The sequence below is a fragment of the Oscillospiraceae bacterium genome (genome assembly GCA_015068645.1).
Taxonomy (GTDB): domain Bacteria; phylum Bacillota; class Clostridia; order UMGS1840; family UMGS1840; genus SIG452.
In genome coordinates, this window is record SVKD01000001.1 from 84,836 (window position 1) to 105,548 (window position 20,713).

General features: G+C 36.2%; 16 protein-coding genes. 4 read left to right on the forward strand and 12 right to left on the reverse strand.

Going from position 1 to position 20,713, the window contains the following annotated elements:
* Positions 1-102 precede the first annotated feature (102 nt).
* From E7413_00415 to E7413_00425, 3 genes are read left to right on the forward strand one after another with little or no spacing between them, the layout of a single operon-like run.
* Complete coding sequence (locus E7413_00415) at positions 103-4,389, forward strand: PolC-type DNA polymerase III (protein ID MBE7018330.1); 4,287 nt, start codon at positions 103-105, stop codon at positions 4,387-4,389.
* 9 nt (positions 4,390-4,398) lie between these two features.
* Positions 4,399-4,968, forward strand: a complete 570-nt coding sequence (locus tag E7413_00420) for a methyltransferase domain-containing protein (GenBank protein ID MBE7018331.1) — start codon at positions 4,399-4,401, stop codon at positions 4,966-4,968.
* Positions 4,969-4,998: 30 nt separating this feature from the next.
* Complete coding sequence (locus E7413_00425; GenBank protein ID MBE7018332.1) at positions 4,999-5,757, forward strand: TatD family deoxyribonuclease; 759 nt, start codon at positions 4,999-5,001, stop codon at positions 5,755-5,757.
* A gap of 380 nt (positions 5,758-6,137) precedes the next feature.
* Here E7413_00425 and E7413_00430 read toward each other — a convergent pair whose 3' ends face one another.
* From E7413_00430 to E7413_00460, 7 genes are all read right to left on the reverse strand, one after another.
* Complete coding sequence (locus E7413_00430) at positions 6,138-7,694, reverse strand: hypothetical protein (GenBank protein ID MBE7018333.1); 1,557 nt, start codon at positions 7,692-7,694, stop codon at positions 6,138-6,140.
* A gap of 24 nt (positions 7,695-7,718) precedes the next feature.
* Positions 7,719-7,913, reverse strand: a complete 195-nt coding sequence (locus E7413_00435; GenBank protein MBE7018334.1) for a DUF896 domain-containing protein — start codon at positions 7,911-7,913, stop codon at positions 7,719-7,721.
* Positions 7,914-7,922: 9 nt separating this feature from the next.
* Entirely contained in the window at positions 7,923-8,138 is a 216-nt protein-coding gene (locus tag E7413_00440; GenBank protein MBE7018335.1) for a DUF1653 domain-containing protein, read from the reverse strand.
* Positions 8,134-8,745, reverse strand: coding sequence for a lactate utilization protein (locus E7413_00445; GenBank protein MBE7018336.1), 612 nt, complete (start codon positions 8,743-8,745; stop codon positions 8,134-8,136). Before E7413_00445 ends, E7413_00440 begins: the two co-directional genes overlap by 5 nt.
* Before the next feature lie 140 nt (positions 8,746-8,885).
* Positions 8,886-10,241 (reverse strand): NCS2 family permease, encoded by a 1,356-nt coding sequence (locus tag E7413_00450; protein MBE7018337.1) that lies wholly within the window; start codon positions 10,239-10,241, stop codon positions 8,886-8,888.
* A gap of 76 nt (positions 10,242-10,317) precedes the next feature.
* A complete protein-coding gene (locus E7413_00455) occupies positions 10,318-12,195 on the reverse strand; it encodes an S-layer homology domain-containing protein (protein ID MBE7018338.1) in 1,878 nt (625 codons plus the stop codon).
* A gap of 438 nt (positions 12,196-12,633) precedes the next feature.
* On the reverse strand, positions 12,634-13,851 hold the full coding sequence (locus E7413_00460) for an iron-containing alcohol dehydrogenase (GenBank protein MBE7018339.1): 1,218 nt from the start codon (positions 13,849-13,851) through the stop codon (positions 12,634-12,636).
* Positions 13,852-14,005: 154 nt separating this feature from the next.
* Between E7413_00460 and E7413_00465 the strand changes: the two genes are divergently transcribed.
* Positions 14,006-14,185: a hypothetical protein gene (locus tag E7413_00465; GenBank protein ID MBE7018340.1), complete on the forward strand. Its 180-nt coding sequence runs from the start codon at positions 14,006-14,008 to the stop codon at positions 14,183-14,185.
* Between the two features lie 66 nt (positions 14,186-14,251).
* Here E7413_00465 and E7413_00470 read toward each other — a convergent pair whose 3' ends face one another.
* From E7413_00470 to E7413_00490, 5 genes are read right to left on the reverse strand one after another with little or no spacing between them, the layout of a single operon-like run.
* The gene (locus E7413_00470; protein ID MBE7018341.1) at positions 14,252-15,730 is read right to left on the reverse strand and encodes a hypothetical protein; all 1,479 of its coding nucleotides are present in this window, start codon (positions 15,728-15,730) and stop codon (positions 14,252-14,254) included.
* 33 nt (positions 15,731-15,763) lie between these two features.
* Entirely contained in the window at positions 15,764-17,674 is a 1,911-nt protein-coding gene (metG, locus tag E7413_00475) for a methionine--tRNA ligase (protein MBE7018342.1), read from the reverse strand.
* Positions 17,675-17,698: 24 nt separating this feature from the next.
* The gene (locus E7413_00480) at positions 17,699-18,853 is read right to left on the reverse strand and encodes an amidohydrolase (GenBank protein ID MBE7018343.1); all 1,155 of its coding nucleotides are present in this window, start codon (positions 18,851-18,853) and stop codon (positions 17,699-17,701) included.
* Positions 18,850-19,794 (reverse strand): FAD-binding protein, encoded by a 945-nt coding sequence (locus E7413_00485; GenBank protein MBE7018344.1) that lies wholly within the window; start codon positions 19,792-19,794, stop codon positions 18,850-18,852. Before E7413_00485 ends, E7413_00480 begins: the two co-directional genes overlap by 4 nt.
* A complete protein-coding gene (locus E7413_00490; protein MBE7018345.1) occupies positions 19,757-20,710 on the reverse strand; it encodes an FAD:protein FMN transferase in 954 nt (317 codons plus the stop codon). Before E7413_00490 ends, E7413_00485 begins: the two co-directional genes overlap by 38 nt.
* Between the last annotated feature and the right edge of the window lie 3 nt (positions 20,711-20,713).

Below are 20,713 nucleotides of genomic sequence, written 5' to 3' on the forward strand. Positions count from 1 at the left end.
ACAGAGTAAATCGATGAAAACGATTTACTCTGTTTTTTTATGTTCGAAGTACGATACATTCTTTTATGAATTTCCTCAAAAAATATTGCACTTTACTAAGAAATGTGTTATACTGAAAAGGTAACGAAATGTGGTTGGAGAGGAATTATGAATTTAGTAGAAATTTTTGGTCAAGCACCGGAAGTAATCAAATATAAAGAGTTATTATCCGAAGGAAAACTTCAGGATTTTACAGTTTATCAGGAACAAAAGAAAATTGAAACCATCGTATTTTTCCCTCAGATTATTTCAAAACAATTGATTTTTAATATTGCTAAAAGTATTCGAGAAGCTTATGGGTTATCTGTTATCAAATTATTTGTCCGTTATCCGGAAGATTTGTTTTCGTCTGCCTACTATTCGGAAATTTTAACCTACATTTCTTTGAAAATACCCGGTGTCAAACAGTTCATAGAGAATTCGTCTGCAACTTTTCACAACGGAGTTCTTGAAATTCAATTAGCGGGGACCGGAGCTGAATTGCTTTTGCATAACGGCGTGGGAGAAGAAATCAAAAAAATGATTTTGGAAGAATTTTCGATAGAAATTGACGTCATTTTTCGCGACGGCATTGAAGTTTCTCTTGCGCAACCTGAGGAGTACATTGAAAAGCGTGCAGAAAGTATTCGTGAAACGATTGCTACCGAAATGGAAGAAACGCTGAAAGAACTTTCTGAAAAGAAAAAAAGCCCTATTGTAATGGGGAAAGAAATTAAAGGGAATGTTGTATCAATAGCCTCGCTCAATTCTGAAACCGGTCGGGTTATTATTATGGCAGAAGTTTTTCATATGGAAGACAGGGAAACCAGAAATGGCTTTATGGCTCTCAATATGGATGTAACCGACGGGACATCATCTGTTACCATAAAAAAATTGTTTACCAAAGAAGAATATGCAGGATTTACAGATAGGGTAAAAGTTGGATCATATTTAAAAATCCGCGGTGAAACAATGTATGATAAGTATTTGCGGGATTTTGTGATTAATCCTTATGATATTATGCTGGAAGAGAAAGAAGTTCGTATGGATTATGCCGAAGAAAAACGTGTAGAACTTCATCTTCACACGAAAATGTCTGCTGTTGATGGTGTTTCAGATGTGGAAGCACTAATTGATGCTGCAGCAAAATGGGGACATAAAGCCATCGCAATTACAGACCACGGCGTTCTTCAGGCTTATCCGGAAGCTTATTTGCATGTTAAAAAGAAAAAATTAGATATTAAATTATTATTCGGTGTGGAATGTTATTTACTGGATGATTTAGCAGAAATTTATCAGGGAGATGAAAAGTCCCTGGATACCGAATATGTTATTTTCGATTTAGAAACTACAGGACTTTCTCCTGAAACCGAACGAATTACCGAAATCGGTGCGGTGAAAATGAAAAACGGGGAAGTGGTAGATCGTTTCTCCGAATTTGTAAACCCGAGAAAACAATTAACTCCTGAAATTTCTCAATTAACCGGAATTACCGATGATATGCTGATTGATAAACCGGATGAGACGGTAATAATTCCAAAATTTATGGAATTTGTTGGGGATGCAGTATTAGTAGCTCATAACGCAAATTTTGATATGAGCTTTATTTATGCTGTTTGTGAACGGTTAAGCATCCCTGTGAAAAACGGTTACTTAGATACTTTGGATCTGGCTCGAAGAGTATTTCCTGATTTAAGAAACCATAAGCTAGATACTTTAGCAAAGGAAACCAATGTCAGATTAGAAGGGCATCACCGAGCTGTAAATGATGCAGAAGCGCTTTATGGCATATTCCTTGTTCTGTTAGAAAAAGTAAAAGAAGCAGGGATTGAAACTCTTTGGGGAATGAATACAAAGCTCACAAAAAACACCGAAAATTTACGTCCGTATCACGGTATCATTTTGGTGAAAAATAAAACAGGATTATTAAATCTTTATAAATTGGTAACAAATTCCAACTTACTTCATTATAAGAAAAGACCGCGTATGTTAAAAAGTGAACTGCAAATTATGCACGAAGGATTAATTTACGGCAGTGCATGTGAAGCAGGAGAATTGTATCAGGCAATCCGTGGTGGTGCTTCAAAAGCAAATATTGAAAAAATTGCTAATTTTTATGATTTTTTGGAAGTACAACCATTGGGAAATAATGAATTCATGGTTGACAACGGCCAACACACCCAAGCCGATTTAATTCGTTTTAATAAAGAAATTATTGAACTTGGTAAAAAATTTGAGAAGCCTGTTGTGGCAACCGGAGACGTTCATTTCTTAAATCCCGAAGACAGTGCTTATCGAAAAATTTTAATGTATGGCCACGGTTTTAAGGATGCAGATAAACAGGCTCCCTTATACCTAAGAACCACCGAAGAAATGCTGGAGGAATTTTGGTATCTGGATGAAGAAACAAAAAAGGAGATTGTAATTAACAATCCCAATTTAATTGCTGATTGGTGCGATGATGAGATTATTCCGATTCCCAAAGAAAAGCACCCGCCCGTCATTCCCGGATCCGAAGATGAACTTCGTCAAATGACTTATGATAGAGCCAAAGAAATTTACGGAGATGATTTACCGCAGTTGGTACGTGAGCGAATGGATAAGGAATTAAATTCCATTATCACAAATGGTTTCTCAGTAATGTATATTATTGCGCAGAAATTGGTAAAAAAATCTTTACAGGACGGATATTTGGTCGGTTCCCGAGGATCTGTCGGTTCATCGTTTGTTGCATTTTTATCAGGAATAACTGAGGTAAATGCACTTTGTGCACATTATATCTGCGAAAATCCTGATTGTAAATACTCTGAATTTTTTACGAACGGCGAATACAATTCAGGTTACGATATGCCGGAAAAAAACTGTCCTCATTGCGGAAGACGCTTAAAACAGGACGGTCACGATATTCCTTTTGAAACCTTCTTAGGTTTTAACGGTGATAAAGAACCTGATATTGACTTGAATTTTTCAGGAGATTATCAGCCCATTATCCATAAATATTGCGAAGAAATTTTTGGCGAAGGCCATGTGTTCCGTGCCGGAACTATTTCTACCATTGCAGAGAAAAATGCGATGGGATATGTAAGAAAATATGTAGAAGAAAAGAATCTTTCTGTTCATTCTGCAGAAATGAGACGTCTTGCCAAAGGATGTGAAGGTGTTAAGAAAACAACTGGACAACATCCCGGTGGGGTTATGATTGTACCAAAAGAAAATGAAGTGTTTGAATTCTGTCCTATTGCACATCCTGCAGATGATGCAAACAGCGATATTGTCACCACACACTTTGCTTACACCTACTTACACGATTGTCTGCTGAAGCTTGACTTGTTAGGACACGATGATCCGACAATGATTCGTATGTTAAAAGATTTAACAGGATTAGATCCACAGAGCATTCCGCTGGAAGACAAGGATACCATGTCGTTGTTTACCGGAACCGACGCCTTAGGTGTAACTGCCGAAGATATCAACTCCACGGTTGGTACTTTTGGTGTACCTGAATTTGGTACAAAATTTGTCCGACAGATGTTAGTGGATACCAAACCTACCACATTTTCAGAACTGGTTCGAATATCAGGGCTTTCTCACGGTACAGATGTATGGCTGAATAATGCTCAGGATTTAATTAATTCAGGCACTACAACCTTAAAAGAAGCAATTTGTACCCGTGACGATATTATGACCTATCTGATTTATAAAAATTTACCGCCCAAAACGGCATTTACCATTATGGAAAGCGTTCGTAAAGGAAAAGGGTTGAATGATGAATGGGAAGCAATTATGCGTGAACATGATGTTCCTGAATGGTATATTGACAGTTGTAAGAAAATTAAGTATATGTTCCCGAAGGCTCATGCAGTTGCTTATGTAACCATGGCTTTCAGAATTGCATATTATAAAGTTCATCATCCATTAGCTTATTATGCTACTTATTTTACCGTAAGGGCTGATGATTTTGATGCTGACATTATGGTTGGCGATAAAGTAATTCCAAAAATCAAAGAATATGAAGCAATTGGTCCGGATGCCAATGCCAAAGAAAAGAATATCCTGACTATTTTGGAAATGTGTAATGAAATGCAGAAACGTGGTTTTAAGTTTTTGCCTGTTGATTTATACCGTTCAGATTCTTCGAAATTTTTAATTGAAGAAAATGCATTGCGTTTACCGTTTACCGCAATTAAAGGACTGGGAGAAACGGCAGCAGAAACTATTGTAGAAGCGAGAAAACAAGGAGATTTCTTTACAAAAGAAGATTTGTTGGATCGTACTAAAATATCCAAAACTATTTTGGAACAAATGGACCAGATGGGTTGCACCAAAGGATTACCCGATTCTCCTCAGATGAGCTTATTTGATTTTGTGTAAGGATTGTAAATGAATATGCTAAAAAACGCTGTTGAACTATCACATTTTTATTTAAAACAATTTTTAAAAGAAGGTTCATTTGTTGTGGATGCTACCTGCGGAAATGGCGGCGATACTCTTTTTTTGGCAGAAATTGTCGGAGAAAACGGTCTTGTTTATGGCTTTGATATCCAAAAGGATGCAATCGAAAACACAAAAATTCGATTAGAAAATGTATCCCTATCCAACCGAGTTCAATTATTTCAAGACGGACATGAAAATATGGAAAAATACCTTGGTTGCAAAATGGCTGATGCATTTGTATTTAATTTAGGATATCTGCCAAAAGGAGACCATGCACTTCATACCAAGCCTGATACAACAATTATTGCCATTCAAACAGCTTTGAAACACCTGAATAAAGAGGGGATTATTGCAGTCAGTATCTATCATGGCGGTGACAGCGGATACGAAGAACGGGACAGTGTACTTTCTTATTTGGAGACGTTAGATAAGCACAATTATAATGTAATTATTCATCATTATTCCAACAAACCAAATGATCCGCCGATTTTGGCTGTAATTTGCCATAATCATTAAAATTTTATAAGAAAGGGCAGGGGAGACTGCATGATTATTGATAGCCACAGTCACTATGATGATGAACGTTTTGATATTGACCGTGAAGAATTATTACTAGGTTTAAAACAGAAAAACGTGGAAAAAATTATCAATGTAGGATACAATTTAGAATCTAGTAAACGTGCTGTACAATTTTCAAATACTTACGATTTTTGTTATGCTGCAGTTGGTTTTCATCCCAGTGATGCTGCAGATTGTTCTGAAGATGCTCTAACCGAGCTGATTGAACTGACCAAAGACCCTAAGGTGGTATGTTGGGGTGAAATCGGACTGGACTATCATTATGATAACATTGATAAAGAGCAACAAAAAGAAGTATTCATTCGACAAATGGAAATTGCCAGAAATTTACAAATCCCAGTGGCAATTCATACCAGAGATGCTATGGCTGATACATTGGAAATTGTAAAAAAATGCCAAACCAATGGTGTGTTTCATTGTTATTCAGGAAGTCTGGAAATTGCTAAGGAATTGGTAAAGATTGGATATTATATTTCGTTTTCAGGAACTGTAACCTATAAGAATGCAAAAAATGTAAAAGAAGTTGCCAAATGGATTCCTGCAGATAAATATTTAATTGAAACGGATTGTCCGTATCTGTCGCCGGAGCCTGTGCGAGGAACCCGAAATGATTCGTCCAATTTAAACTATACTGCACAACATATTGCAGAACTTCGAAATATTCCTGTAGAACAGGTTATCAGAGAAACCAATGAAAATACAAAGCGTCTATTCGGTATCATATAAAATTTTTCTATTCGATTCTCACGCACAGAAAATATTTGTATGATATAGGATTATATTGAAAATTTTCGAGAAATGGTGATACAACTAAAATTGATGAAAATGATTTAATAGAATTGTTTGCTTGTAAATGACAAACAAAAGGTTATTATAAAAGCTATCAAAACCATTGTAAATACAATAAAATAGCTTTATATGAGATTTCTTTTTAATTTTTCTGTAAAACACCGCCCTAATTTAAACAAAATTTTTATTTTGTTGAGTAAATTATTGAATTCTTTGGATAGGTATTTAGAAAGCTTTTTAGAAAACACGAATACTTCCCCAGCATCAATATAAAAAAACTACCCAGATTAAGGGTAGTTTTTTTATAAATAATGATTCTAATATGAAATAACTCTATCGTTACCGGCACCATACGCAAACGAATAAATAATATTATCAGTTAAATCAATTATATAAAATGTAACCGACGTATCTTTTGCTGTATTTGCTACTTTTTTGATTTCTTTGGCAACATAATCACCGTTATTTGGATATGCTGTAGCTTTTGCTCCGTAAAAAGCAGTATTAGGAGTAGACACTCTTACAATATCGGTAGTAAATCGCTCCCCTTCCATATTGGTATAAGCTAATGTGCCATAGCAATCGTTATGTAAGTGCCCATGAATATTTCCGATAATTTTCGCTTGATTTTGGCCAGCGTAATTGTAAGTGAGCGTCTTTTGGGAAATGGTATCATCATGAATAGTTTTCCATTGGGGATTAACTTGAATGGTATAAGAACCACCTTCTTCATATGCTTTTAAGATACCTATAATATCTTTAGTAACGTCATAATCGTTAAATTTAGCACTTTTATAGTAAAAATCCAAAGGAATATGGGATAAAATCAGAATTTTCCATTCCGAAGCATCTTCTTTCTGAGACAAATCAAGAGATTTCATTAAAAAGTCACGTTGTTCGTAGGAAATTCCATAGCTACCAGTTCCATTCAGATAATCACAAGTATTTAAAGCAATCACTCTTACCTTTTTATCAGGAAGATCAGTATAACCATAGGAACGTTTTGGATTCAAACCCGTTTCATCAAATTGATTATACTGTCCGATTGCAGTCCATTGTCTGATATGATCATTGGTTTGATCGTGATTACCAATCAGTTGCATACCGAAATTGTGATAGTTTGCAACAAATTGAAAAGCCTCAGTGGTATAGACACTTCCGGAGTAACTATCGTAAGAATCAATGTTATTTTTCCAAGTCGTGTCACCTAAATGCACTATAAAATCACAACCAATATCATGACCCACTGAATTTAACGCATAAATCCCATGTGACAAACTTTCTTTTAGCATTGCTTCTTCAGAAATCCCAAATCCGATATGTGAATCGGACATTACCCCCAATCCCAAAAACTTATGATCACTTTTTTCTTCGTATAAATTATAAATATTTTGGGTAACTCTTTGTGCTTCTTCGTAATAATAGTCAGGAATATTTATAAGTGAAGACCATGCGTTAGTACGACCGGATGTTACAGCCATAGGCTTCAACTCATTATTTCGATCAAATAACATCACTTTGGTTTTCACTAATTTTTCATCCACATCATTAAGATCTAAAATCACAGAAAGCCGATGTTCCTGAGAAGATTGAAAGGGTTTATCTAATAAAAGCGTTTCATATTGTACATCCAACAGTTTGTTTGTCCCAAATTCATAAATCGCTTTATATGCATCCAGTTCATAGGAATTTTGAGAACCTTTTTCTCCCTGTAATATCAATCGGATTTTCATTACTGCATTTTTCGGTTCTTCCGCATAATCAAAGCAATAGGATACGGTATTACAAACAGATGCAGAAGAAGCTGAAACACTTCCGCATATCAAAAAACTGTATAAAATACTAAGAAGGATAATAAAAGTTTTTTTGGTCATAACAGTTACAATGCCTTTCTGGAATTATTGTTTTTTCCCCAGTTTTACTTTATTACCTTGTTCATCCATAATATAAGTCTGGTCTAAGGTTTGTTTTAAATTGCCGCGAAATGCTGCGATATATTCGTCACGCAGTTTTTTCTGTTCCAGTTTTTCTTCTTCGGTTAAACCGACTTCGCGGGATTTTTTTGCAAGTTCATTGATTCTTTGAATATTCATTTTTACTCCTTACTCTTCTCCGATATAGGTAAAACGCTTTACTTCCCTGCCCTCGTGGATAACAGTTTCTTCCCACATGGATAACGGACGTACCCAAATGCCAAATTCACCGTATAAAGCACGGTAAACTACCATTTCTTCTAAGGTTTCACTATGTTTCGCAATATAGAGCGCTTCGTATTCGTTGCCTTTAAAATGTCTGTATTTTCCAAGTTTCATGTTAATACCCCAATGATTCTTTCACTAAAACAACTTCGTATTCAGCACCGCTTGGTTTTGTCCAAAAAACAGAAAGAGCTCTGCAAATTCGTTCAGGGCTATTACAATTGTAGCACTTATCGGCATTTTTGGCACATGGTGTGTTACGGTTTAACCGTTTTGCGTTTAAGGGTGCTGATATGTTTCTTGCTCGAAATAACGCTGCTTCAAAATTAGGAGCAACTTTATTGGAACCGATTACCAAATAAACTTTATTGGGACCATATGTTGTTGCAGCCACACGGTTTCCTGTTCCGTCAATATTGATGATATCTCCCTGCTCGGAAATTGCGTTGGCTGAACTAATATAAACTTCTGCCCGACTTGCCAAGGTTCTGGTTTCCATAACTGACAGGTTTTCCGGCTTTTTATCGTGACAATATACTGTGTTGTGTGTAGATAATGCTTCCAGCAGATCCATTTCACGAAGTGTCACAGAACCGCCAACTCCAACGGTTTTTCCGTCAATGTTAGCATTTAAGTATTTTTTGGCATCTTCTTTTGTATCAAATACAGAAACAAAATACCCCTTTTTTTCCAGATTATTTTTTAGGTTGATAAAATCATATATCATCATGATATCTCCTATAGAATTTGTTTTCATTTTATGATTATAACATTCTTTCAAAAAAAAATCAACAAAATATCACAAAAAACACATTAATATAAAAAATCCTGTAATTTAACAATTACAGGATTTTTTTATAATCAGATTTATGCAATTGTTGTGTAAATGTAAATTGCAAACAAAACAAGTGAAATCCACATAATCGGTGAAATATCTTTCGCTTTTCCGGTTAAGATTTTTAAAATAACCCAGGATACAACAGCGAACATAATACCGGTTGCAATAGAATATGCAAAAGGCATCATTACAATTGCCAGAAATCCGCCAATCGCATCTGCAACATCACTTTCAAAATCCATTTGTGTCACACTTGAGAGCATCAAAAGGCCAACGAAAATCATAGCAGGAGCAGTAGCGAATCCGGGAATTGCTAAGAAAATAGGAGCAAAAGGAATTGCGATTAAGAATAAGATCCCGGTGGTTAACGCAGTTAATCCGGTTCTGCCGCCTGCAGCAACACCGGCAGAAGATTCCACATAACTGGTAACAGTTGATGTACCAAGACATGCCCCTGCAACAGTACCAACAGCATCCGCCATTAAAGCACCACCTGCTTTCGGAAGTGAACCATCTTGTGCTAATAAGTCCCCTTTTTGTGCCACACCAATTAAAGTACCAACGGTATCAAAAATATCAGTATAAAGAAAGGTAAACATTACTACAGCAAAGGACATAAAGTTCTGCGCAATAAAAGCAAAATCAAATTGGAACAACGCAGGAGCAGCAAAATTGGATTTGATGGATTCCCAAGAAAGCGAAGGTATCAGAGAGTATACCCCTGCTTCAATATCAACCACATACCAACCGATTAATTCTGCAATGATTCCCAATACCCATGTTGCCAAGATACCAATTAAAATATCGCCTTTTAATTTATAGTGGTGCAATGCTCCAATGATGATTAATCCTACAACTGCTAAAACAACCTGAGGGGAACCTAAATTTCCTAAACCTACTAATGTAGAATCATTGTTTACAACAATACCTGCATTGATTAAAGCAATAATTGTGATAAATAAGCCAATACCGGCTGTGATGCCAAGTTTTAAATTTTTCGGAATTTTGTTTACCAAGGTTTCTCTGAATTTGAATACGGAAAGAATCATAAAGACGAAACCTTCAATTAAAATGGCCGTTAATGCCACTTTGTAGGAATATCCCATTCCAAGACAAACTGTGTATGTGAAAAATGCGTTCAATCCCATCCCGGATGCCAAAGCCACGGGGTAATTTGCAAAAAAAGCCATACAAATAGTTGCAATTGCTGCAGAAATTGCTGTTGCCATAAAGATAGCAGCGGGACCGGGACCGTCCGGAATAATTCCCAACATACCGGGATTCACTGCTAAAATGTAAGACATTGCTAAAAAGGTGGTAATTCCGGCAATAATTTCAGTTTTGATATCAGTGCCATGCTCTTTGAGCTTAAAAAGTTTTTCCATTTGTATCATCCTCCAATGTTTTTTTGTATTAAATAAAATTTATACAAAGTTAATTTAATATAGAAACACTTGTTATTTATTCTGATGGCCAGATTTCAAACACCTTATTTGCTTCGGGAGTGACATACAGCACAAATCCGTCTTTACTGTTTCCTGTTACTTTGATTCTTTGAATATGAATTTCATCTAAGTAGGATACGCCAAAGTTATAATTATTAGGAGCAACATACACAGAAGATGTGGTTTCTGCTTCGAAGCACTTGTAATCAACACAATTATACTCCTCTTTCCGATAAGTTTTTTCGTAGCCTGTCATCAAATAATAACAGCCTTCCTCAAAAAACTGAGAATCAGAAAGAGTCAGTTCTTTCGCAATCCATGTATTGCTATTTGCTCTGATATATTTATCTGGGATTAAGGCTTCCCCTTCTACTACAAACTTGATATTTGATATATCAATATCGGAATAGTATTCGGTATCAGCTCCATATTTGGTATAGGTGCAACGGATTGCTGATTTTCCAAAAAATTCCTCACTGCTTAGAAACTCAATCATATCAGTTGAGGAAAGTTCTGTTTTAAAAGAACCGTAAACAGTATTTCCAATTCGGGTATTATATTTACTTTCTAAAATAAACTGATATTCTTCCGGTAAAGTCCAGCTTACAGATAAGTCATCGTGAATCTTTACCGCAATAGGAATTTCAACTTGTTGGATTTTGATTTCGGATTCGTTTTCTTCTTCGGATGTACTTTCTTTTACCAATTCATCATATAAACGAACAATATAATCACCGGCATAGCCACCGGAAGAAAATTCTGTAAATAAGGCTTTATGTAGAATTTTGCATAATTGCTGATAGGTAATCGGATAATCTGCATTTTCTGTGCTATCAGAGGAAATTAACCCTTTCTGATATGCACCATCATATATTTTTTCAATTGATATATCATTTTCATAACCATTAAAAGTGCTGTCTGTACAGCTATAGGTATCCCCTACCATCCGTAAAATATAAAACAACGCTTCCGCATTTGTTATTTTTTTATCTAATTGTAAATTGGGAATTGCGTTATAATCTAATATCTGATTTCTTCCGTTATAACATAGACTGAGTAACAGCATCTTTGTATTGTCTTCAAGATCATCTAAAGAAGCTAGCGTATCACCCACATACCAATCAGAAATGTCAGTTGCATTATCAGAATATTTTCCTCTCATTTTCTCTATCATAACAAAGAAATCAAAAACTGATAAGCTGTCATTACTGGTAATCTTTTCTTTGTCAACAATATCAAGTTCAGCTAAAATATCAACAGTGGTATCTTCGTACAGTTTTACATAATGACCAATAAAATGACACGCGCGAACAAGCATTGTAATTGCTTCTTCTTCAGTTAAATTTTCTTTTGGGAACAGATTGTTGTTATCCCCTTGGATAATTCCTGCACCGTACATATATTCCATGCCGGGTAATGCCCAATCAGAAATTTGATAAAAATCATCAACATCTTGAATATGTACTTCCTCATTGACACTTCCCACTACAGAAAGTTCCAATAATAAACGGTCTATGATGGTTGCCATTTGTTCTCTGGTTAATGGCATATCGGGAGCAAAGGTCGTTTCAGAAACACCGTTTACAAAACCGAGCACAAATGCTTTTTTCACATAGAAATCATCAGTATCGGTAAATGGCTCCTCCATTTCGCTTGGCATTGATTTTCCAACAGAAAGATAAGTTTTTACAACCAATTCGCAAACATCCTGCCGAGAAATTTCTTCTGAGAAATTTTCAGGAATTTCATCACGTAAAATATTTAAAACATTTGCTTTTCTGAGGAATTTTGTAGCCCAGTCACTACAGTGATACTGACTGCCGGTATTTGCATAAACTACCAATGAAGAGAAAATCAGTGTTATTGAAAGAATCAAAGAAAATACTTTTTTCATAATAAATTCTCCTTTGCATTCAGATATTCTTATTATATCATAAATGACCCAAACAGTCAATTCAAGATAAAAAATGTCTTTTTATTGTAAAATATATATACTGTTCTATGCTAAAAAAAGAAAACGTCATTTTTGTGTATTTTATCCGTGATAACAGTGTGAAGTCTATTATTTTCAATATAAAAATATAAAAAAATACAACTGCTGTTCAAATCGACAGTTGTATTTTTTTAACTATTAAATCATCTGCGTATTTGTGATTTTTTGTCTAAGTTTCCATTCTACTAAAGAATCATATTGATGGAATATGAACCTTACATTATAAATGATACGATAAGATAGAACAAAAGTTACTTTGAGAATTCAAAAAATATTTCTATTTGTGTAAAAAGAAGAAAGTTGTCACAAAAAGACAACTTTCTTCTTAAGATTGTTACATTAGAAATCCACTTCTGTATCGTAGTAACAACATTTCAGCAGCTTTTCCATTTCTTCCACAGAAATTTTTCTGGGATTTGAGCCGGTGCAAGCGTCTGCAACTGCATTTTTTGCGATACTGGGAAGTCTTTCCAAGAACACTTCTTCCGACACGAATCCATGTTCACAGGGATAGCTGTCTGCACCATAGTTTTTAATACACTGGGGAATGTTCAAAGCATCATTCATGCCACGCAGATATTTAATCAGGTTTGCAACTTTTTCATCATCGGTTGCACCTTCTAATCCCATAAAATCAGCAATTACGCCATAACGTTTTTTTGCAGTTTCATCTTTTGCGTTAAAAGCAATTACTTTGGGCAGATACATTGCATTGGCAGCACCGTGAATAATATGTGCGCCTAAATCCTCAAAGATTGCACCTGTTTTATGTGCCATAGAATGCACAATACCTAAAAGTGCGTTGGAAAACGCCATCCCCGCCAAACACTGGGCGTTATGCATAGATGCACGTTTGGTCATATCTCCGTTGTAGGAATCAACCAGATCATCCTGAATCATTTTAATTGCAAAAATAGCCAGGGGATCGGTAAATTCGCTGTTTGCGGTGGAAACATAAGCTTCAATTGCGTGAGTCATTGCATCCATACCGGTATGAGCAGTCAGTTTCTGAGGCATTGTTTCTGCCAGGTCTGGATCCACAATTGCGATATCCGGGGTAATTTCAAAGTCTGCTAAAGGATATTTGATACCCTTCTCATAGTCAGTAATTACAGAGAATGCAGTCACTTCAGTTGCAGTACCGGAGGTGGACGGAATTGCGCAGAAACGTGCTTTTTTACGCAGTTCGGGAATACCGAATACTACACACATTTGTTCAAAAGTAATTTCGGGATATTCGTATTTAATCCACATTGCTTTTGCAGCATCGATGGGAGAACCTCCACCAATTGCAACGATCCAGTCAGGCTGGAATTTAGCCATAGCTTCGGCACCGCGCATTACAGTGTCAACAGACGGATCAGGTTCAATTCCTTCAAATACTTCCACTTCCATTCCCGCTTCTTTCAGGTAGTCACATACCTTATCCAGAAAACCGAAACGTTTCATAGAACCGCCGCCAACACAAACCATCGCACGGGTACCTTTCAGGTTTTTCAGTGCTTCCAAAGCACCTTTACCGTGATATAAATCACGAGGCAAAGTAAATCGGGCCATGTTATCATTCTCCTTTTTTTCTATTTAGTATGGTGTAGATTTTTCATACAAATTTATTATATAATATTCTATTAAAAAAAGCAAGTTTTTGATTAAAAAATTCATAAAATATGTAGCTTTGATTCATACTAAAAAGAAAAAAGGAATTTAAAAAATGGGAAAAAAGAACAAACAAAAGGCATCTTTTGATTTCGATTTGATGGACGCTTCTACCTCTACCGAATGTACTGGCATTACACCACGACCGCCGTTAAATGAAGGTGAATATGAATCCTATCAGGAAGTTTTTAATTTCGGACCTCCGAAGGTGAGAAATAAAAAAGACAAGAAGTAAAAAAGTACAGAGGTGCTCCTCTGTACTTTTTAGTATACAGCTAATTTTTTCAATTTAGCAGTGTAATTATCCTTGAAAATCTCTTAACTGATTTGGGTGGTCATTTAACATCTGCATCACTCTTTTCTTTTGCTTTTTCTGTGCATTCATGATCCAAAGGATAATTGCCAGAATCGCCAACAGAAGAATGACTACAACCACCAGCAATATTTTGACAAGTGCCTTGTCACGGTTGTGATTCCCTGCAATCAGATGAATCCCTTCACGGTTTGTTTTCACTTCCAGATAACTTGTATCATCAATACTTACTAACTGTGATTCTAAGTCTGTTAAAGTACCATCCTCTTCCAGATAATAAGCAGTGATGTTTTCCTGATAAGGTTCCATTTCAGCAGAAACAGGAAGAAATACAGTCGTTTCAGAACCATCAAAACCTTCAGAAGTATCGACTGTTCCAACTTCAGAATCTTTTCGTGTAACTTCATAATACTCTACTACAGGAATTTCGTCCAATTCTTTTTTTGATTCTTCCGGAATTGTAATATCGTTCGGTTTATCTGTTTTCTCTACGTCGTGAGTTTCATTGAATGGGATATCCGGCGTTTCGGTGTCGCTCTTATCATCTACAGAATAGACATCGTCAGACCAATCCAGAGTATCTACATTTTCCTGGGTACATTTACCGGTGATTTTATTGATATAGAGGTAATCAATAGTAGACCAATGATCATCGACCCACCACCGTAAATACATTGTGTAAAAAGATTCATTTTTATCCTGACCAGGCGTAATCGTTGTAGATTTCTGTGTTACCAGTTCACCATTTTCCCTATATGGTTCCCAATCCCAAAACTCTTTCGCGATTTCCATTGCTTCTTCCTTTGTGGGATATGGTGCATTAGCGTATGGTCCTACACATTCAGAAAAATAGTAAATTCCATAGTCGTCAGCATATTCGGAATTCACAATTTCATTATATTCGTCAATATCCTCTATGTAATTTGAAAACACCCAGTTTCTGTCATGGTATTCGCAAAGAATCTGATAATCTACATTCTCACCAGAGCTTGCTGAATAATCTACCGTTATAGTCAATATAAATTCCGCTGGAGAATTTTGTATAAATTTATGAGATATTATTTCTCCACTATCCCCCATATTGTATCCGAAATTCACGTACATTTTTTCATCTTTCATTTTCGGATTCAGCCGTTGCATAAAAACGGAAACCATTCTGTCATTAAAATGTTTTCGCATTTCCTGCTCCAGATCTTCCGGAGTTTTGATAGTATCATGCTTAATAGGACAAGGCGGCCAATTATAATGATCATAATCTTCAGGCACATCATAATATATGGGTTGTTCAAACCAGTTGTAATACATTTTATCCGCTTCTAAAAACTCATTATAAATTTCTTCTTTGGAAAACTCAGGAATGCTTTCTTCTACGGTTCCGGTGGGACTGGTATTAGGAGCGGTACATCCTGCAAATAAAGCTAGTATCATACAAATTGCAAGGAGGAAACTTAAACTTTTTGTTCTCATGATTATTCTCCTTCAATATCCAGATGATCGTTTTTAATAAATTTTGGAGCCGTCTTTGATTTCTTCAAAGGGTTTTAATAACTGCAGAATATCTCCGTCTTCTGCACAAAGAATCATACCTTCAGAAAGAATGCCTTTTAATTTTACAGGTTTTAAATTATATACCATCACAACCTGTTTGCCGATTAAATCTTCGGGTTTATAGTGCTTTTTGATACCGGAAACCACGGTTTTTACCTGGGAACCAACCTTTAATTTGAACAGCAATAATTTATCGGATTTTTTTACTTCTTCGCATTCTAATACAGTTGCGATTCTTAAATCCAATTTGGTAAAATCGTCAAATTCGATTTCAGGAGCCATGGGAATGGTATCATCGGGAATGGTAGCTGCAATTTCTTCTTCGATTTCCTTTAATTTCTTTTCTTCGTCGATTCGCATAAAGATGGGAGTGGGATTTTCTAAAGTAATTTCGGAAACAGTTTTACCAAATTCTACGGATTCATCGGTACAAGCAATCTGACGCTGAATTTCCTTTGCGGTATCGGGCATGAAGGGAGTTAAAATCACTGAAATGATACGGATGCTTTCCAGAAGATTATACAATACAGTTTTTAGGCGTTCTTTACCCTCATCATCTTTTGCCAATACCCAGGGAGTAGTTTCATCAATGTATTTATTGCATCTGCGAATGAGTTCGAAAATAGCATCCAATGCATCTGCGGTTTTATATTCATCCATTTTTTTGCGGTACGCAGTGATGGTGTTTTCAATGCAGGATTTTAAATCTTTATCCAAGTCAGTTTCTTCGCTGGGAGTGGGTACAGAACCAAAATACTTATTCACCATAGCAATACTGCGGTTTACCAAATTTCCTAAAGTATTTGCCAAATCGGAATTGAATTTGGTGATAATATTTTCGTAAGTAATGGTACCGTCGTTTCCGTAGGGCATTTCAGATAAGAGATAATATCTCATACCGTCAACAGTAAAATGACGAACCAAATCGTCTGCATACATTACGTTACCTTTGGATTTGGACATTTTATCATTACCGGATAACAGCCAGGGATGACCGAAAATTTGTTTCGGCAAGGGCTGTCCTAACGCCATTAACATAATGGGCCAGTAAATGGTATGGAAACGAAGAATATCTTTTCCAATAACGTGAACATCAGCTGGCCAGTATTTCTGATACAGCGTATCATCTTCCTGATCGTAACCTAATGCGGTAATGTAGTTAGTTAAAGCATCAATCCAAACATAAATAACGTGATTGGGATCGAATTCAACAGGGATACCCCACTTGAAAGAAGTTCTGGATACACATAAATCCTGCAGACCGGGTTTCAAGAAATTGTTTACCATTTCTTTTTTACGGGATTCAGGCTGAATGAAATCAGGATGAGTTTCAATATATTCCATTAATTTGTCCTGATATTTAGACATTTTAAAGAAATAGGCTTCTTCTTTGGTAGGTTTTACTTCTCTGCCGCAATCAGGACATTTGCCGTCTACCAACTGACTTTCGGTAAAGAAAGATTCACAGGGCACGCAATATAAACCTTCGTATTCCCCTTTATAGATATCTCCTTGGTCATACAACTGTTTGAAAATTTTCTGAACAGTTTTTTCGTGAAAATCATCAGTAGTTCGGATGAATTTATCATAGCTTGAATTCATCAGATTCCAAATTTCTTTGATTTCCCCTGCCACATTATCTACATATTCCTTTGGGGTAATACCTGCTTCTTTGGCACAGTCTTCAATTTTTTGACCGTGTTCATCAGTACCGGTTAAAAAGAATACGTCATAACCCATCTGACGTTTATAACGTGCAATGGCATCGGTCAATACAATTTCGTAAGTATTCCCGATGTGAGGCTTTCTGGAAGTATATGCAATAGCTGTTGTTACATAAAATTTTTCTTTGTTTTCGTTCATGGTTTATTCTCCTTTTTTTATTTCTTACTGAGATATTCTGTTACCGTTAATGAACACGGCTTCTGCTTTCGCCATCAAATCTAACGGGAATTGATCAAAAATTACGATATCGGCATCTTTTCCGATTTTTAAGGAACCAACTTTACCATCGATTCCTAATGCTTTTGCAGGATTTATGGTAATTGCTTTTAATGCATCCGTTTCATTCATTCCGTGTTTTACTGCCAGAGCAGCACATAAAGGCAAATAATTGATAGGAATCACGGGATGGTCGGTAATCACCGAAACCGGGGTTCCCTGCTCTGCTAAGATATGGTATGTATCGAAGGTCATATTTTTCAGTTCCGGTTTGGATCTATCCGATAAAGTGGGACCGAGCTGACAAGATACATCTTGTAATTTTTCGGGAAGTAAATGCCCTTCGGTGGCGTGCTCAATTGTCATATTCAGATTGAATTCTTTTGCAATACGAAGTGCGGTTGCAATATCATCTGCTCGATGTGCATGTGCTTTAACCGGTAATTCGCCGGTTAAGACCGGCAGCAGACTTTCCAGTTTTGCATCATAATCAGGCTTGTCGTAATCATCGGGATTTTCTTTGGCAAGATTTATATTTTCTGCATATTCCTGCGCCTTTTTTAGGGTTTCACGAATCAATGCAGCAGTTGCCATACGAGTAATGGGTTGCTGGTTTTTTCCATGATACACCGTCTTTGGATTTTCACCAAAGGAAAACTTCATAGCGACCGGTGCTTTGATAATCATATCGTCAATGACAGTGCCGTGGGTTTTCATCGCACAAAACTGACCGCTAATGGGATTGGCACTTCCGGGACCACTGGCAACAGTGGTGATACCGGCAAGTTTTGCCTCTGTAAAGTATCGGTCATTGGGATTTATTGCGTCGATTGCTCTTAAATGAGGGGTAATCGGATCAGATTCTTCGTTACCGTCATCCCCTTCAAATCCCATAGAATCTTCGAACATTCCAAGATGGGTGTGAGCATCAATGAAACCGGGAAACACATATTTTCCGGCAACATCGTATATTTCTTCATTGGTTTGTTTATAATCTGCCATAGAACCAATTTCCAAAATGGTATTATCAAAACGGATATATCCATTTTCAATCGGTGACTCGGATTCCATGGTGTATATTTTAGCGTTTATTATAATCATACATTTGCCTTTCTGCGGATGGCAGAAATTACTTCGGCACCGTCACTGCAAGCCGTAACAATTTGTCGGAGTTCTTTTCTTCTGACATCACCAATCGCATACACATTTTCAATATTTGTCATTAAATCTTTATCGGTAATAATTTCATTGGTGTCACTTTTTAAAATACCTTCCGGTAAAAATGATACATTCGGCTGATAACCGATTGCAATAAATACACCGTCTGTGGATAATGAAATATTTTCATTGGTATTTGTTTTCTGAAGAATGATTTCGGCCAATGCATCTTCTCCCACAAATTCTGTGGGGATATATTCGGTATATAAATGAATTTTTTCATTAGCTTTGACCTTTTCCACCGTGGTTGCGTCCCCACGGAATTCACTTCTTCTATGCACTAAATTTACCCGTTCACAGAAATTAGCAAGATACAGAGCGTCATCTAATGCGGTGTTACCGCCACCAATAACCGTTGCGGTTTTACCACGGTAAAAAGCACCATCACAGGTTGCACAATAGGATACTCCCCTACCCGTCAACCGTTCTTCATTGGGAAATCCTAATTTTTTAGGATTTGCACCTGTTGCAATTACAATGTTTTTTGCAGAAAATTCTTCTTTTTTGGAACGGATTATTTTAATATCTTCTGAAAGATCGATAGAAAGAATTTCTGTGGTTTTATAAGTGATGTCAACCAGTTGCTTTTTCATATTCATTGCAAGCTCCGCGCCGGAAATCCCAACAAAGCCGGGATAGTTTTCAACGTAATTCGAAGAAACCATCTGTCCACCAGGGAAAGCTTTTTCCAAAAGCAAAACATTCATGCCTGCACGCATTCCGTAGAGTGCAGCAGTCATTCCGGCAGGACCTGCGCCAATAATCGCGATATCGTATATCATAAAATCACTCCTTGATAAATTCCGCTTTCTGATAAGTATCATTTAAAAGTTTAAAATCAGAAATTCCGGATGATACATAAACCGAATGATCTTTTGTAACATAAATTACTTCTGCGGATTCCGGAATCCTGAATGAATTTTCTAAAAACAAGGTTGTGGATAAAATATCCGCTTCCAGTGCAGAATCACAAATTACAGTCACGCTTACCAAATTGGTTTCTACCGGATACCCTGTTTTAGGATCTAAAATATGATGGTATAATTGGTCATTTAATATAAAATTTCTTTCATAAGAACCGGAAGTAGAAACTGCGCTTCCGTTGGGTAAGGCAAAAGAACATAACAATCCGTCATAATCAGGAGATTTTACTCCTGCAGTAATCTCTTTCCCGACGGTTTTTACGGTTCCGCCTATATCAATCAATGCATTCTTATCAGAGAGCATTTTAGCAACCTGATCACAAACATATCCTTTCGCAACAGCACCAAACTCTATCTCAGCATTGTTTTTTAATTGGATATCGTCATCAGATATCACAATATTCTGATAACCCACAGACTTCAAATTTTCTGATAATTGTGCTTCATCGGGTAACATTGGATTTTCAGATTTAAAATCCCATAATTTAGAAACCGGACGAATAGAAATATCAAATGTATCATTACAATGTGGTAAAATTTTTTGGAGCAAATCAAAAAGTATAGTATCCTTAGCATTGGATACAGTAAATGTTTTTGTACTGTTTAATTTTGAAATCAAAGAATCTTCCCGATATGCATTCATAATAGAATCAATCTGATGAAGATAATCTTTTATTTTATTTTCCTGATTTTCAGAAATGCCTTCTGCTTTAATCCGGTAAGATGCATCCATGGAAAATCCTTGAATCACAGTTTCTTGAGTTTTGCATCCTGTAAGAAGGAAAATACACAGTAAAATTGGAATAATACGTTTCATATC